9 protein-coding genes are annotated in these 16,235 nt (G+C 71.8%); 5 read left to right on the top strand and 4 right to left on the bottom strand.

Features of this window, described 5'->3' with window-relative positions; translation table 11 throughout:
- The first annotated feature begins 57 nt into the window (after positions 1–57).
- The 5 genes from treZ to glgX all read left to right on the top strand — a co-directional run bounded on the left by treZ (position 58) and on the right by glgX (position 8,936).
- Positions 58–1,794: a malto-oligosyltrehalose trehalohydrolase gene (treZ, locus tag AB3X10_RS03615; protein WP_369981633.1), complete on the top strand. Its 1,737-nt coding sequence runs from the start codon at positions 58–60 to the stop codon at positions 1,792–1,794.
- A 154-nt stretch (positions 1,795–1,948) separates the two neighbouring features.
- Positions 1,949–3,901 (top strand): 4-alpha-glucanotransferase, encoded by a 1,953-nt coding sequence (gene malQ, locus AB3X10_RS03610; RefSeq protein WP_369979148.1) that lies wholly within the window; start codon positions 1,949–1,951, stop codon positions 3,899–3,901.
- Entirely contained in the window at positions 3,898–6,519 is a 2,622-nt protein-coding gene (treY, locus tag AB3X10_RS03605) for a malto-oligosyltrehalose synthase (RefSeq protein ID WP_369979146.1), read from the top strand. The genes malQ and treY overlap by 4 nt, the downstream gene beginning before the upstream one ends.
- A 44-nt stretch (positions 6,520–6,563) precedes the next feature.
- Positions 6,564–6,752: a DUF2934 domain-containing protein gene (locus AB3X10_RS03600; protein ID WP_145703133.1), complete on the top strand. Its 189-nt coding sequence runs from the start codon at positions 6,564–6,566 to the stop codon at positions 6,750–6,752.
- 9 nt (positions 6,753–6,761) lie between these two features.
- Positions 6,762–8,936 (top strand): glycogen debranching protein GlgX, encoded by a 2,175-nt coding sequence (glgX, locus tag AB3X10_RS03595; protein ID WP_369979144.1) that lies wholly within the window; start codon positions 6,762–6,764, stop codon positions 8,934–8,936.
- A gap of 701 nt (positions 8,937–9,637) precedes the next feature.
- Here the strand turns inward: glgX and cobA are convergent.
- The 4 genes from cobA to nirB all read right to left on the bottom strand — a co-directional run bounded on the left by cobA (position 9,638) and on the right by nirB (position 16,228).
- Positions 9,638–10,378, bottom strand: coding sequence for a uroporphyrinogen-III C-methyltransferase (gene cobA / locus AB3X10_RS03590; RefSeq protein ID WP_369981631.1), 741 nt, complete (start codon positions 10,376–10,378; stop codon positions 9,638–9,640).
- Between the two features lie 256 nt (positions 10,379–10,634).
- Positions 10,635–13,427 carry a molybdopterin-dependent oxidoreductase gene (locus tag AB3X10_RS03585; protein ID WP_369979143.1) on the bottom strand — a complete coding sequence of 931 codons (2,793 nt, stop codon included), beginning with the start codon at positions 13,425–13,427 and terminating at the stop codon, positions 10,635–10,637.
- Positions 13,427–13,807, bottom strand: coding sequence for a nitrite reductase small subunit NirD (gene nirD, locus AB3X10_RS03580; RefSeq protein WP_369979141.1), 381 nt, complete (start codon positions 13,805–13,807; stop codon positions 13,427–13,429). Before nirD ends, AB3X10_RS03585 begins: the two co-directional genes overlap by 1 nt.
- Positions 13,808–13,810: 3 nt before the next feature.
- A complete protein-coding gene (gene nirB / locus AB3X10_RS03575) occupies positions 13,811–16,228 on the bottom strand; it encodes a nitrite reductase large subunit NirB (RefSeq protein WP_369981630.1) in 2,418 nt (805 codons plus the stop codon).
- Positions 16,229–16,235 lie beyond the last annotated feature (7 nt).

Raw genomic sequence — 16,235 nt, 5'->3', positions numbered from 1 at the left:
AACATCGCCACGACCGCCACACCGACCGGCACCGCGACAGCGACGCCGCCCGCAGCGCTGCGCCAGGGGGCCTGGCCGACCGCCAACGGCGAGGTCGCCTTCGCGTTGTGGGCGCCGGACGCGACCCGCGTGGACCTCGTGTTCGACGACGGCAGCCGGCAGCCGCTGGCCGCGGCGGCGGACGGCCATTTCGCCGCGACCCTCGCCTGCGCCGCCGGCACCCGCTACCGCTACGCGATCGACGGCGGCGAGCCGGTGCCCGATCCCGCTTCGCGCTGGCAGCCCGACGGCGTGCACGGCGCCAGCGCGGTGCTGGCCAGCGACGGCTACCACTGGAAGCACGACGCCTGGCGCGGCCGGCCGTGGTCCGAGACGGTGTTCTACGAACTGCACGTGGGCGCCTGCGGCGGCTACGCCGGGCTGCGCGCGCAGTTGCAGACGCTGGCGGCGCTGGGCGTCACCGCGATCGAGCTGATGCCGCTTGCCGCCTTCCCCGGCCGCCACAACTGGGGCTACGACGGCGTGCTGCCGTACGCGCCGGCCGCCGCCTACGGCCATCCGGACGAACTCAAGGCGCTGATCGACGAGGCCCACGGCCTGGGCCTGAGCGTGTTCCTGGACGTGGTCTACAACCACTTCGGCCCGGACGGCAACTACATCGGCCAGTACGCCTCGGCCTTCTTCCGCGAGGACGCGCCGACGCCGTGGGGCGCGGCGATCGACTTCCGGCTGGCGCCGGTGCAGCGCTACTTCATCGACAACGCGCTGATGTGGCTGCACGAATACCGCTTCGACGGCCTGCGCCTGGACGCGGTGCACGCGATCGTGCCGAACGCGTTCCTGGACACCTTGCGCGAGGCGATCATGGCCAGCGTGCAAGACGGGCGCCACGTGCACCTGGTGCTGGAGAACGAGGCCAACCAGGCCGGCGTGCTGGAGCGCGGCTACAGCGCGCAATGGGACGACGACTTCCACAACAGCCTGCACGTGCTGCTGACCGGCGAGCACGAGGGCTATTACGCCGGCTTCGCCGATGCGCCGGCGCAGCACCTGGCGCGGGTGCTGGGCGAAGGCTTCGCCTACCAGGGCCAGGCCGACCACCGCGGGCATGCGCGCGGCGAGCCGAGCGCGCAGCTGCCGCCGCACAAGTTCGTGATCTTCGCGCAGAACCACGACCAGATCGGCAACCGCGCGCGCGGCGACCGGCTCATCACCCAGGTGGCCGAGCCGGCGCTGCGCGCGGCGCTGGCGCTGACCGCGCTGACCCCGATGATCCCGCTGTTCTTCATGGGCGAACCGTGGGGCAGCCGCACCCCGTTCCTGTTCTTCACCGACTTCGCGCCGCCGCTGGACGAGGCGGTGCGCGAGGGCCGGCGCCGCGAGTTCGCGCATTTCGCCGCGTTCGCCGATCCGCAGCAGCGCGCGACCATTCCCGACCCGAACGCGCCGAGCACGTTCCAGGCGTCCATCGCCGACATCAGCGATGCCACCCACGACGACGGCGCGCGCTGGCGCGACTGGTTCGCGGCGCTGATGGCGCTGCGCCGCGAGCGGCTGGTGCCTGCGCTGATCCAGGCGCGCGCGCTGGGCGCACGCACGCTCGGGCCGAAGGCGGTGGCTGCCGGCTGGCAGCTGGGCGACGGCGAATGGCACGTGGCCGCCAACTTCGGCGATGCGCCGGTGGCGCTGGACCTGCCCGGCGCCACCGCGCACGCCGAGAACGCCGGCGACGACCCGGCGCAGCTGCCGCCGAACGCCTTCGTCGCCCGCTACCGGCCCGGTTCCGCCGCGTGAGCGCACGCTGTCGCGACGCCATCGCGACAGCGCCTCCGGCAAGCTGGCCATTCCGTTCGTCGCCCGCGACCGCGTGCCTGCCCCTCCGGCGCGCGGCCAGCGCGGCGGCGGCCGGGTGTGCTCCTTCCCTCACTGCCGCGGCCCCGACTCGTCCATGACCGATACCCCCCTGCACACCCTGGCGTCGGCCGCCGGCCTGCTGGTCGACTGGATCGACGCGTCCGACACGCCGCGCACGGTCGGCGACGACTCCCTGCGCAGCGCGCTCGGCGCGCTCGGCCTGGACGCGCACGACGCCGCCGCCTGCCGCGACAGCCTGCGCCAGCTGCAGGCCAGCAGCACCGCCGCACCGTTGCTGACCGCCGACCTCGGCACCCCGATCGACGCCGCCGGCACGCCCGGCGCGGCGTACCGGCTCGAGCACGAGGACGGCCGCCGCCGCGACGGCCGCTTCGATGCGCAGGGCCGCGTCGCCGCGCTCGACGCGCACGGCTACTGGACGCTGCAACACGGCGACCGCCATACCACGCTGGCGCTGGCGCCGGCGCGCTGCTACGGCGTCGCCGAGGTGGTCGGCGAATCTGCGCCGCGGCGCTGGGGCCTGTCGCTGCAGGTGTATTCGGCGCAAGGCCCGCGCGACGCCGGCATCGGCGATGCGGATGGCGTGGCCGCCTGGGCCGATCGCATCGCCGCGGCCGGGGGCGATGCGATCGCGCTGAGCCCGGTGCACGCGGCGCGGCCGATCGGCGCGCACTACAGCCCGTATTCGCCCGGCGATCGCCGCTTCCTGGATCCGCTGCAGGCCGCACCGGCGCGCGTGCTCGGCGCCGCCGCGGCGCAACGCGCCATGCACGCGGCCGGGCTGGAACAGGCCTTCGCCGAGGCGCAAACGCGGCCGTTGATCGACTGGCCGGCCTCGGCCGCGGCGAAGTGGCAGTGGCTGCGCCAGCTGCACGCCGACTTCGCCCAGGCCGACGCCGCGCTGCATGCCGATTTGGCCGCGTTCCAGCACGAGCGCGGCGCCGCGCTGCGCGACTACGCCGCGTTCGCCGCGCGCGATTTCGGCGATGCCGATCCGGCCCTGCACAGCTTCGCGCAATGGCTGGCCGCGCGCAGCTGGGCCGGCGTGCAGCAACAGGCGCGCGCTGCCGGCATGGGCATCGGCCTGATCGCCGACCTGGCGGTGGGTTTCGATCCCGGCGGCGCCGAAGCCGCGGCCTGGCCGCAGGCGGTGCTGGCCGGGCTGGAGCTCGGCGCGCCGCCGGATGCGTTCAACGGCGACGGCCAGGCCTGGGGCATCGGCGGCTATTCGCCGAACGGCCTGCGCGCCAGCGGCTTCGCGCCGTTCATCGACCTGCTGCGCGCGGTGCTGCGCGACCGCGGCGGCGTGCGCATCGACCATATCCTCGGCCTGCTGCGGCTGTGGACGATCCCGCGCGGCGCCAGCTCCGCCGACGGCGTGTACCTGCGCTATCCGCTGCACGACCTGCTGCGCCTGCTGGCGCTGGAATCGTGGCGGCATCGCGCGATCGTGATCGGCGAAGACCTGGGCGTGGTGCCGGACGGCATCCGCGCCGAGCTGTCGCAGCGCGGGGTCATGGGCATCGACGTGCTGCTGTTCACCCGCGACGCACAGGGCGCGTTCCTGGCGCCGTCGCGCTGGCGCGGCGATGCGATCGCCACCACCACCACCCACGACCTGCCGACGCTGCGCGGCTGGCGCCGCGGCGAGGACATCGACTGGCGCCGCCGCCTGCAGCTGTCCGACGCCGCGCAGCAACGCGCCGATCACCTGACCCGCGCCGCCGACGTGGCGCGCATGGACGCCGCTGTCGCCGCGGCGCTGCCGCAGGCGCACGACCCCGAACTGGACGCGCTGCGCTTCGTCGCCGCCACGCCTTCGCCGCTGGCGCTGCTGCCGGCCGAGGACGCGCTGGGCCTGGAACAGCAACCCAATCTGCCCGGCACCGTCGACGGCCACCCGAACTGGCGCCGGCGCCTGCCGGCGCCGGACGCGGCGGCCGCCAGCGCGCCGCTCGCCACCCGCCTGGACGCGTTCGCGCATGCGCGCCGCACCGCCACCACTGCGCAAGGAACCGACGCATGAGCTTCACTCCGCTGCGCGCCACCGCCCGCCTGCAACTGCACGCCGGATTCACCCTGCTCGACGCCGCCGCGCAGGTGCCGTACTACGCCGGCCTGGGCATCAGCCACCTGTACCTGTCGCCGATCGGCACCGCCGTGCCCGGCTCCACCCACGGCTACGACGTCACCGATCCGCGCCAGGTCAATCCCGAACTCGGTGGCGAGCCGGCGCTGCTGCACCTGTCCGAGCGCGTGCGCGCCCACGGCATGGGCCTGATCCTGGACATCGTGCCCAACCACATGGCCGCGCACGCCGCCAATCCGTGGTGGTGGGACGTGCTCAAGCATGGCCGGCGCAGCCGCCACGCCGGCTGGTTCGACATCGACTGGCGCGCCCCTGGGCGCGACGGCAAGCTGTGGCTGCCGGTGCTGGACCGCGCGTACGCGCAGGCGCTGAGCGAGGGCGTGCTGCAGTTGCAGGTGGCCGAGGACGGCGAGGTGCAACTGGAGCACCACGACCAGCGTTTCCCGATCCGCCTGGAAGGCGCCATCGCCCAGGATCCGCCGGCCGCGCGCCGCGCCTGGGCGGCACGGCTCAACGAGGCCGCGCGGCTGGGCGACGACGCCCTGCACCGGCTGATCGAGCGCCAGTGCTACCGGCTGGCCTGGTGGCGGGTCGGCAACGACATGCTCAACTACCGCCGCTTCTTCGACATCACCTCGCTGGCGGCGTTGCGCGTGGAACAGAACGAGGTCTTCGCCGCGGTGCACGAGCTGCCGCTGCGGCTGGTCGCCGACGGCCACCTCGACGGCGTGCGCGTGGACCATGTCGACGGCCTGGCCGATCCCACCGGCTACGTGCAGCGGCTGCGCGCGCAGCTGGACCGCGCCGGGCGCCGCCGCGGCATCGCCGCCGGCGGCATCGCGCTGTACATCGAGAAGATCCTGGCGCCGCAGGAAACCCTGCGCGGCGACTGGCCCTGCGACGGCAGCACCGGCTACGACTTCATGGACCAGGTCGCCGGCGTGCTGCACGACCCGGCCGGTCTCGCGCCGCTGACCGCGCTGTGGCGCCGCGAGACCGGCCGCAGCGGCGACTTCGGCCAGGAGCAGCGCGCCGCGCGCGACGAGATCCTGCAAGGCTCGCTGCAGACCGAGTTCGTCCGCACCGTGCAGGCGCTGGCGGCCGCCGCGCACCTGGACCCGGCCACCCGCGAATTCAGCCCGCAGATGCTGGCGCACGGCCTGATGGCGCTGTTGCGGCAGTTCGAGGTGTACCGCACCTACGCCGGGCCGGATGGCCTGGACGAGACCGATGCCGCGCGCCTGGCGCATGCCGCGCAGCGCGCGCGCGACGGCGCCGAGCCGCGGGTGTGCGCGGCGATCGACGCGATCGAGCGCTGGAGCCGCGACGGCCGCGGCACCGGCAACGCGCAGGTGGCGCTGCGGCGCATCGTGCGCCGGCGCATCGAGCAACTGTCTGCACCGCTCAACGCCAAGTCGGTCGAGGACACCGCGTTCTACCGCCACGGCGTGCTGCTGTCGCGCAACGAGGTGGGCAGCGACCCGGACGTGTTCGCGCTGGCGCCGGACGCCTTCCACGCCGCCAACGCCGCGCGCGCGCAACACCACCCGCGGGCGCTGCTGGCCACCGCCACCCACGACCACAAGCGCGGCGAAGACCTGCGCATGCGCCTGACCGCGCTCAGCGCGCAGGCGCCGTGGTGGGGCGAGCAGGTGGCGCGCTTCCAGGCCTTGTCCGCCGACCTGCTGCCGGCCGGCAGCGCCGCGCCGCTGCCCGGCGACGTGCTGATGCTGTGGCAGATGCTGGTCGCCGCCTGGCCGCTGGAACTGGCCAGCGACGACGCCGCCGGCCTGGCCGACTACGCCGAGCGCATCGGTGCCTGGCAGCTGAAAGCGGCCCGCGAGGCCAAGCTGCGCACCTACTGGACCTGGCCGGACGAGGCCTACGAACGCGGCGCGCGCGCCCTGCTGGACGCGGCGCTGCTGGCACCGGCCGGCGTGCCGCTGCGCGAGGCGCTGGCGCAGACCGCGGCCGCCGTGGCGCCGGCCGGCGCGCTCAACAGCCTGGTGCAGACCACGCTGCGCCTGAGCGTGCCCGGCGTCCCCGACCTGTACCAGGGCAGCGAAGGCTGGGATCTGTCGCTGGTCGATCCGGACAACCGCCGCCCGGTGGACTACGCGCTGCGCCAGGCCTGGCTGCACGACGACACGGCGCCGTCCGCGCTGCTGCGCGACTGGCACAGCGGCCACATCAAGGCCTGGTTGACCGCGCAGCTGCTGCGACTGCGCGGCGCGCATCCGGCGCTGTTCGCGCACGGCAGCTACCGGCCGCTGCAGGCGCAGGGCGCGCATGCGCAGCACGTGCTCGGCTTCGTGCGCGAACACGAGGGCAAGACCCTGCTGGTGGTGGTACCGCGCCTGAGCGCCGCGGCGCAGCCGCTGGATGCAGCGGCGCCGCTGCGCGCGCAACTGGATTGGCGTAACACCTTTCTGACGCTGCCCGCGGCACAGTACCGTCATGTGCTGAGCGGGCGCGACCTCGCGGCATCGGCCTCGATGCCGGTCGCGGACCTGCTCGCCGACTTCCCGGTGGCCATACTGGTCGCCGTTCCCTGACCCGCCGGTGGCCGTGCCCGCCGCCATCCCCTGACAAGACCGCCATGGACGCAGAAACGCGCAAGCGCCGCATCGAACAACTCGCACACGAAATCTGGGAAGCCGAAGGCCGGCCCGACGGCCGCGCCGCCCGCCACTGGGCCATGGCCGAACGCCTGGTCGACGCCGAAGCCCGCGCCGATCCGCAAGACCACCCGCTTTCCCCGGCCGGCAACGGCCCCGCCACGTCGTAAGGATTCCGCATGCCGCTTCGCAAGCTCGCCCGCCGCTCCCGCATCCGCGAAGGCCGCTCGTTTCCGCTCGGCGCCACCTGGGACGGCCTTGGGGTCAATTTCGCGCTGTACTCGAGCAACGCCACCAAGGTGGAGCTGTGCCTGTTCGACGAGCGCGGCCGCGAAGTCGAGCGCATCGCGCTGCCCGAGTACACCGACGAGATCTGGCACGGCTACCTGCCCGATGCGCGTCCCGGCCAGCTGTACGGCTACCGCGTGTACGGCCCGTACGCGCCCGACGCCGGGCACCGCTTCAATCCCAACAAGCTGCTGCTCGATCCCTACGCCAAGCAGCTGGTCGGCGAACTGAAATGGGCGCCCGCCCTGTTCGGCTACACCATCGGCCACAAGGACGCCGACCTGAGCTTCGATCGCCGCGACAGCGCCGCCTACGTGCCCAAGTGCGCGGTGATCGATCCGGCCTTCACCTGGGGCAAGGACCAGCGCCTGCAGACGCCGTGGGACCGCACGGTGATCTACGAGACCCACGTGCGCGGCACCACCATGCGCCATCCGTCGGTGCCCGAGGCCTGGCGCGGCACCTTCTCCGGGCTGAAGGTGGACGAGGTGGTGGAGCACATCAAGCGGCTCGGCATGACCGCGGTGGAACTGCTGCCGGTGCATGCCTTCGTCGACGACGAATACCTGCTCAAGCAGGGCCTGCGCAACTACTGGGGCTACAACACCATCGGCTTCTTCGCGCCGCAGCCGCGCTACATGGCCACGCGCACCGTGGCCGAGTTCAAGCAGATGGTGGCGCGGCTGCACCACGCCGGGCTGGAGGTGATCCTGGACGTGGTCTACAACCACACCGCCGAAGGCAACGAACTGGGGCCGACGCTGTCGTTCAAGGGCATCGACAACGCCAGCTACTACCGGCTCGCCGAGGATCGCCGTTTCTACGTCAACGACACCGGCACCGGCAACACCTTCGACCTGACCAACGCCGGCGCGCTGCGCATGGTCAACGACTCGCTGCGCTACTGGGTGTCGGAGATGCACGTGGACGGGTTCCGCTTCGACCTGGCCACCATCCTCGGCCGCGAGCACCACGGTTTCGATCCGAAGGGCGGCTTCCTCGACGCCTGCCGCCAGGATCCGCTGCTGAGCCAGGTCAAGCTGATCGCCGAACCATGGGACGTGGGCCCCGGCGGCTACCAGGTCGGCGGCTTCCCGCCCGGCTGGTCGGAATGGAACGACAAGTTCCGCGACAACGTGCGCGCGTTCTGGCGCGGCGACGAGGGCCAGCTGGCGGAACTGGCCACGCGCCTGACCGGCTCGGCCGACCTGTTCAACCACCGCGGCCGCCGCCCCACCGCCTCGGTCAACTTCGTCACCGCCCACGACGGCTTCACCCTGCACGACCTGGTCAGCTACGAGCACAAGCACAACGAGGCCAACGGCGAAGACAACCGCGACGGCTCGGACAACAACATCTCGGCCAACTACGGGGTGGAAGGCGAGAGCGACGACGAGCAGATCAACGCGCTGCGCCTGCGGCAGATGCGCAACATGCTGGCCACGCTGCTGCTGTCGCAGGGCACGCCGATGCTGCTGGCCGGCGACGAGTTCGGGCGCAGCAAGGGCGGCAACAACAACACCTACTGCCAGGACAACGAACTGACCTGGCTGAACTGGGAAAGCGGCGAGCGCGCGCAGCGGCTGACCGCGTTCGTGGCGCGCCTGACCCATCTGCGCGCGCACTATCCGCTGCTGCACCGCGCACGCTTCTTCGACGGCGTCTACGACGAAGAGCTGGGCATCAAGGACGTGAGCTGGCTGGCGCCGGACGGCGAGGAGATGACCGAAGCGTCCTGGCACGACCCGCACGCGCGGGCGCTGATGATGCGCCTGGACGGCAAGGCGCCGTCCAGCGGCCTGCGCCAGGCGGCCTCGAACGTGACCTTGCTGATGATCGTCAACGGCGCCGCCGAGGACGTGGGCTTCACCCTGCCGATGGTCGAGGGCGAGCACTGGCGCGTGCTGATCGACACCGCCGAACGCGACCACGAACACGGCCTGCCGGGCGGCTCGCAATGGCACGGCATCGGCCGCTCGCTGACCCTGCTGGCGGCGGAACGCGACGGCAAGGTGGCCGCGTCCCAGCACCAGAATGCGGCGCCGCCGCCGGCACCGGTGGCGTGAGCGTGGTGCCAGCGAGAGCGCTGTAGCGGCAGTCGATGATCCGGGTAGGGGCTAGGGCCTCTCCGCAAGGAAAGCCCGCCCGTGTAGGAGCGGCTTCAGCCGCGACCGTGTCCGCAGCCAGCGGCCTGTCCAGGCTCAGGATGCCGCGATGGCTCGGGATCATCGGCTTCGAAGCGTCATGCGATGCCGCGATATTTCGACTTCGCTCGTCGCGGCTGAAGCCGCTCCTGCACAGGAGCGCGGCGCATTGCATGCGTGCAATGTAGGAGCGGCTTCAGCCGCGACCGTATCCGCAGCCAGCGGCCTGTCCAGGCTCAAGATGCCGCGATGGCTCGGGATCATCGGCTTCGAAGCATCATGCGATGCCGCGACATTACGACCTCGCCTGTCGCGGCTGAAGCCGCTCCTACACCGGATCGCGTCATGCTGGATGCCCTCCCTGTAGGAGCGGCTTCAGCCGCGACCGTATCCGCAGCCAGCGGCGCATCCAGGTTCAAGATGCCGCGATGGCTCGGGATCATCGGCTTCGAAGCGTCATGCGATGCCGCGATATTTCGACTTCGCTCGTCGCGGCTGAAGCCGTTCCTACAGGAAGCGCTGGCGCGCTTTCGATGCCGATGCTGTCACTTGTGGGAGCGACTTCAGTCGCGACGGGCTTTACCGGTGAGGCCCGTCGCGACTGAACTCGCTCCCACAGGAGATCATGCCGTCGCCTGCATTGCGTGCGACTGCGCGAACTGCTGCACCTGCGCTTCGCCCACCGCGCCGCCGATCAGGATCACCCCTGGCGCACCGAGGCCCAGGCCCTCCACATCGATCGACAGGCGCCCGAGCGTGGTCAACAGCTGCGCCTGCTGCGGCAGGCTCGCCGACTGCACCACCGCCGCCGGCGTGTCGCCTGGCAGGTGGCGCAGCAGGGCGCCGCTCAGCGCGGCGATGCGGCCCATGCCCATATAGATGGCCAGCGTGGTGCGGGTGGCGCACAACGCCGCCCAGTCCGGCTCGCCATGGTCCTGGGTGTGCGCGGTGATGAAAGTGATGCCATGGCAGTGGTCGCGATGGGTCAGCGACATGCCCAGCCCCGCCGCCGCGGCGAACCCGGCGCTGACGCCATTGACGATGCGCACCGCCACGCCGGAGGCGCGCAGGAACGCGATCTCCTCGCCGGCGCGGCCGAACAGCAGCGCCTCGCCGCCCTTGGCCCGCACCACGTTGGCGCCCTGCAGCGCATAGCGCCGCATCAGCCGGCAGATGAAATCCTGCGGCGTGGAGCGGCAGCCACCACGCTTGCCGACGCGGATCACCCGCGCCCGCGGCGCGAACCGCGCGATGTCGGGATTGACCAGATCGTCGAGCAGCAGCACCTGCGCCGCGGCCAAGGCCTTGACCGCCTTCAGCGTCAACAGCTCCAGGTCGCCGGGACCGGCCGACAGCAACACCACTTCGCCGCCACTGCGGCGCATGCCGGACACGTGTGCATCGTTCATCGCAGACTCCGCAGGGGAAGAAGGAACAGGGAGGACACCGCGCTCATGCGCGCATCGCCGTGACGCACACACGCGACAGCGGCGGCACGCGCGCGCCGCAAACGCGGCCGCACCACTTCGCCAGCGCCGCCACAGCCACCGCAGATGCGGACGTGGATGCCGCGCTCGCCGCAACAGCAACGCAGCGACGGTACGGAGGACCACAGCGCCGTCATGCGCTTGCCGCCGTGGCGCACAGCCGCAGCACCTGCGGCATGCACGAGCCGCACACGCTGCCGCAGCCCAACCGGGTGCGGATCTCGGCCGGCGCGGTGCCGCGCGCGGCTTCGGCGCGGATCGCCGACTCGCGCACCTGGGTGCACTGGCACACCACCGGATCGCGCGCAGCGCCGCCGGCCTGCGCGAACGCGGCCAGGCGCGCGCCGTGCCAGGCCTCGCCGCGCAGCGCGCGCTCCAGCAGCGCCTCGCCGCCGGCATCGCGCTGCGCGCCGGCCAGCAGCAGGCCATCGAGATGGCTGATCGGCGCGGCGCCGCGCCAGGCCACGCGCTTGAGCAGGCCGCGGCGCGCATCGCGGTATTCGAGGGTGTCGGCATCGCCGCCGGCCAGCGCCAGCGCCGCGGCCAGCGCGTCCAGCTGCGCGGGCGCCGGCGCCTGCTCGGCGGCGGCGCGCAGCACCAGCCAGGCCTGATCCTGCTCGCCGGCCTCGGCCTGAAGGCTCAACGCGGCATAGCCGAAGTCGCGCAGCCACGGTTGCGCCGCGGCCTGCAGCGCGAGCGCATCGCCGCGCCGGGCCAGCAGCAGGTGCCAGCCGAACTCAGCCTTCTCCACACGCACTGCCGCGTGCTTGAGCTCGGGCTGCTGCGAACGCGCGTCCACCGTCCCCAGGCTGAGTTCGTTGATGCCGCCGCTGTGCAGGAACTGCGCGTTCCAGTGCATCGCCGCGAACACGTCGCCCGAACGCGTTTCCTCGCACGCTTCCAGCGGCAACACCAGGCTGCCGCGCTTGCTGACGATGCGCACCAGGTCGCCGGCGCGCAGTCCGCGCCGCGCCGCGTCCTGCGGATGCATGCGCAGGCCCGGCTGCGGGCTGTGCGCGAACAGGCCCGGCACCCTGCCGCTGCGCGACATGCCATGCCACTGGTCGCGCAGGCGCCCGGTCAGCAGGCGCAGCGGAAAGCGCGCCGAGGTCGGCTCGGCGACCGGCCGGTACGGCGTGGGATGGAAGCGCGCACGGCCGTCGGCGGTGGCGAACACGCCGTCGGCGTAGCGCCGCGCCTGGCCGTGCGCGGCGCCGGCCGGCAGCGGCCACTGCTGCGGGCCTTGCGCGTCCAGCCGCGCGTAGTCGAGCCCGCCGATGTCCAAGTCGCGGCCGACGCTCAACGCGCGATGCTCGTCGAACACCGCCGCGGTATCGGCAAAGCCGAAGCGCGAGCCGGCGGCCGGCGCATCCAGCCGCGCTTCCAGCCGCCGCGCCACCTCGTTGGCGATCCACCAGTCCGGCCTGGCCGCGCCCGGTGCCGGCAGCGCCTGCCGCACGCGCGAGATGCGGCGCTCGGAATTGGTCACCGTGCCGTCCTTTTCGCCCCAGCTCGCCGCCGGCAGCAGCACGTCGGCATAGGGCACCGTGTCGGTGTGCACGAAGGCTTCCTGCACGATCACCAACTCGGCCTGGCGCAGTGCGTCGCGCACGTTCGCGATGTCCGGCATCGAGTGCACGGGATTGGTGCAGGCGATCCACACCGCCTTGACCTCGCCGCGGCGCAGCGCGTCGAACAGCGCCACCGCCGGCAGGCCCGGACGCGCCGACAGCCGCTCGGCCGGCAATCGCCACAGCCCTTCCAACTCGGCGCGATCGCTGGCGCTGCCGATCTCGCGGTGCGCGGCCAGCATCGTCGCCATGCCGCCGACCTCGCGCCCGCCCATCGCGTTCGGTTGCCCGGTCAGCGAGAACGGACCGGCACCGGGCTTGCCGATCTGCGCGGTAGCCAGATGCAGGTGGATCAGCGCGAGGTTCTTGTCGGTGCCGTGCGCGGACTGGTTCAGGCCCATGCAGTACAGCGACAGCGCCGGCGCATCGCGGCCGAACCATTCCGCCGCCTGCACCAGGTCGGCGACCGGGATGCCGCAGATGTCCGCGGCCATCGCCGGGGTGTATTCGCGCAAGGTCTGCCGCAGTTCGGCGAAGCCGTCGGTGTGCGCGGCGATGAATGCGCGGTCGATACGGTCTTCCCAGATCAGGTGGTGCAGCATGCCGTTGAACAGCGCCACGTCGGTGCCGGGCTGGATCGGCAGATGCAGGTCGGCCATCGCCGCGGTGTCGGTGCGGCGCGGATCGACCACGATCCAGCGCACCTGCGGATCGCGTGCGCGCGCCTCCTCGAGCCGGCGGAACAGCACCGGATGCGCGTAGGCCATGTTGCTGCCGGCCAGCAACACGGTCCTGGCCAGTTCCAGGTCCTCGTAGCAGGTCGGCGGGCCGTCCGCGCCCAGCGCCAGCTTGTAGCCGCTGACCGCGCTGGACATGCACAGCCGCGAATTGGTGTCGATGTTGTTGGTGCCGAGCAGGCCCTTGGCCAGTTTGTTGAAGACGTAGTAGTCCTCGGTCAGCAGCTGCCCGGACAGGTAGAACGCCACCGCGTCCGGCCCGTGCCGTTCGACGATGCCGGCCAGGCGCTCGGCCACGCTGTCCAGCGCCACCGCCCAGTCCACCGGGCGCCGCGGGGCGTCGCGGTGGGTGCGCAGTTCCGGCTGCAGCGCGCGGCCGTGCAGGCTGCGCATCGTCTCCGGCAAGGTGCGACCCTTGCTGCACAGGCGGCCGTAGTTGGCCGGATGGTCTGGATCGCCTTCGATGCCGACGATGCGCGCGGCGCCGTCGGCGGCAAGCTCGGTCTCGATCAGCACGCCGCAACCGACCCCGCAATAGCAGCAGGTGGAACGGGTCAGCGTGCGCCGCGCCGCGGTGTCCGCGGCCGCGCTCGCGCCGGGCACGTGGGCGCCGTCCATCACGCGGCGCCCTGCAGCGACAGCCACACGTCGCCGTCGTCCACCCGCACCGGATAGCGGCGCGCGCAACCCACGTCCGGCGCGCAGGCCTGGCCGCTGTCCAGGGCGATGTTCCAGTTGTGCAGCGGGCAGGTGACGCTGTCGCCGGCGACGATGCCCTGCGACAGCGGCCCGCCTTTGTGCGGGCAACGGTCGACCAGCGCGAACACGCGGTCGCCGGCGGTGCGGAACAGCGCGATCGGGTCGGTGCCGGCGATCTCCAGCACGCGCGCGCCGAGCGTGGGGATGTCGTCGAGCCGGCAGATGCGGATCCAGTGGCGGGCGCCGCTGTCGGCGGCGCTGCTGTTGGCGGCGATGAGGTCGGAAGCGGCTGCGTTCATCGCTCAGTCCTCCACCAGCGCCAGCGGCGCGGCCACGCGCAACGGCTGGAATTCGCGCTGCCTGGCCCCGGCGATACGCTCGGCCCACGGATCGGGCAGGCCTTCCAGCGCGTACAGCAGCCGCTCGTACAGCGCGCGCCGGTTGGCCGCGTCCTCGATCACGCGCTGGCGGATGTAGTCCATGCCCACCCGCTCGATGTAGTGCACGGTGCGGTCCAGGTAGTAGGCCTCCTCGCGGTACAGCTGCAGGAACGCGCCGGTGTACTCCTTCACTTCCTCGGCGCTCTTGACCTTGACCAGGAACTTGGCGACCTCGGTCTTCATGCCGCCGTTGCCGCCGATATGCAGTTCCCAACCCGACTCCACCGCGATGATGCCCACGTCCTTGATCCCGGACTCGGCGCAGTTGCGCGGGCAGCCGGACACCGCCAGCTTCACCTTGTGCGGGCTCCACATGTTGGCCAGCATGGTCTCCAGGTCGATGCCCATCTGCGTGCTGTTCTGCGTGCCGAAGCGGCAGAACTCGCTGCCCACGCAGGTCTTCACCGTGCGGATCGACTTGCCGTAGGCATGCCCGGAGTTCATTCCCAGGTCCTTCCACACCCCGACCAGATCTTCCTTGCGGATGCCGAGCAGGTCGATGCGCTGGCCGCCGGTGACCTTGACCATCGGCACCGCGTACTTGTCGGCCACGTCGGCGATGCGGCGCAGTTCAGAGGCATTGGTCACCCCGCCCTTCATCTGCGGGATCACCGAGAAGGTGCCGTCCTTCTGGATGTTGGCGTGGGCGCGCTCGTTGATGAAGCGCGACTGCGGATCGTCCACCGCCTCGCGCGGCCAGGTCGACAGCAGGTAGTAGTTGATCGCCGGGCGGCAGCTCGCGCAGCCGTTCGGGCTGCGCCATTGCAGTTGCGCGTACACCGCGGCGTGGGTGAACAGGCGGCCCTCGCGGATCGCCTGGCGCACCTCGCCGTGGCTGAGGTCGGTGCAGCCGCACACCGCCTTGGTCTTCGGCGTCTGCTGGAAGTTGGAGCCCAGGCAGTTCATCAGGATCTGCTCGACCAGGCCGGTGCACGAGCCGCAGGAACTGGCCGCCTTGGTCTGCTTCTTGACCTCGTCGACGGTGAACAGGCCCTGCGCGTTGATCGCCTTGACGATGGTGCCCTTGCACACGCCGTTGCAGCCGCACACCTCGTCGCTGTCGCGCATCGCGCTGGCGCGGTCCTGGCCGGCGGTGCCGGCGTCGCCGAGCGCGCTCTCGCCGAACATCAGCCGCTCGCGGCGCTCGCCGATCGGGCTGGCATCCTTGAGCAACTGGAAATACCAGGCGCCGTCGTTGGTGTCGCCGTACAGGCAGGCGCCGACCAGCCTGTCGTCCTTCAGCACCAGCTTCTTGTAGACGCCGCCGGCCGGATCGGACAGCACGATCTCCTCGCTGCCCTCCCCGCCCATGAAATCGCCGGCCGAGAACAGGTCGATGCCGGTGACCTTGAGCTTGGTCGAGGCCACCGAACCGCGGTAGATGCCGATGCCGAACCCGGCCAGGTGGTTGGCGCAGATCTTGGCCTGCTCGAACAGCGGCGCGACCAGGCCGTAGGCGATCCCGCGGTGGCTGGCGCATTCGCCGACCGCATACACGCGCGGATCGAAGGTCTGCAGCGTGTCGTTGACCACGATGCCGCGCGTGCAATGGATGCCGGCGGCCTGCGCCAGCGCGATGTTGGGGCGGATGCCGGCGGCCATCACCACCAGGTCGGCCGGCACTTCGCTGCCGTCGGAGAACTTCACCGCCACCACCTCGCCATCGGTGTTGCCGACCAGTTCGGTGGTGGAGGTGCCGAGGCGGAAGTCCAGGCCGCGTTCGCTGAGCGAGCGCTGCAGCAGCTGCCCGGCGACCGGATCGAGCTGGCGCTCCAGCAGCCAGTCGGCCAGGTGCACCACGGTCACCTGCATGCCACGCTGCTTCAGCCCGTTGGCCGCCTCCAGGCCGAGCAGGCCGCCGCCGATCACCACCGCGTGGCGCTTGCGCGTGGCGGTGTCGATCATCGTCTGCGTGTCGTGCATGTCGCGGTAGCCGATCACGCCCTTCAGCTCCTTGCCCGGCACCGGCAGCACGATCGGCAGCGAACCGGTGGCCAGCAGCAGGCGGTCGTAGGGCGCCTCGGTGCCATCGGCGGCGATCACCTTGCGCCTGATCCGGTCGATGCGGGTCACTTCCTTGCCCACGTGCAGGCGGATGCCGTGCTCGGCGTACCACGCCAGCGGATTGAGCACGATCTCGTCGAACTGCTGTTCGCCGGCCAGCACCGGCGAGAGCAGGATGCGGTTGTAGTTCGGATGCGGCTCGGCGCCGAACACGGTGATGTCGTACATCCCCGGCATCAGCTTGAGCAGTTCTTCCACGGTGCGGATGCCGGCCATGCCGTTG

It is taken from the genome of Xanthomonas sp. DAR 80977 (assembly GCF_041240605.1).
Taxonomy (GTDB): Bacteria; Pseudomonadota; Gammaproteobacteria; order Xanthomonadales; family Xanthomonadaceae; genus Xanthomonas_A; species Xanthomonas_A bundabergensis.
Note: the sequence above shows the minus strand (reverse complement) of the source record. Positions and strands in the feature narration are given on the sequence as shown.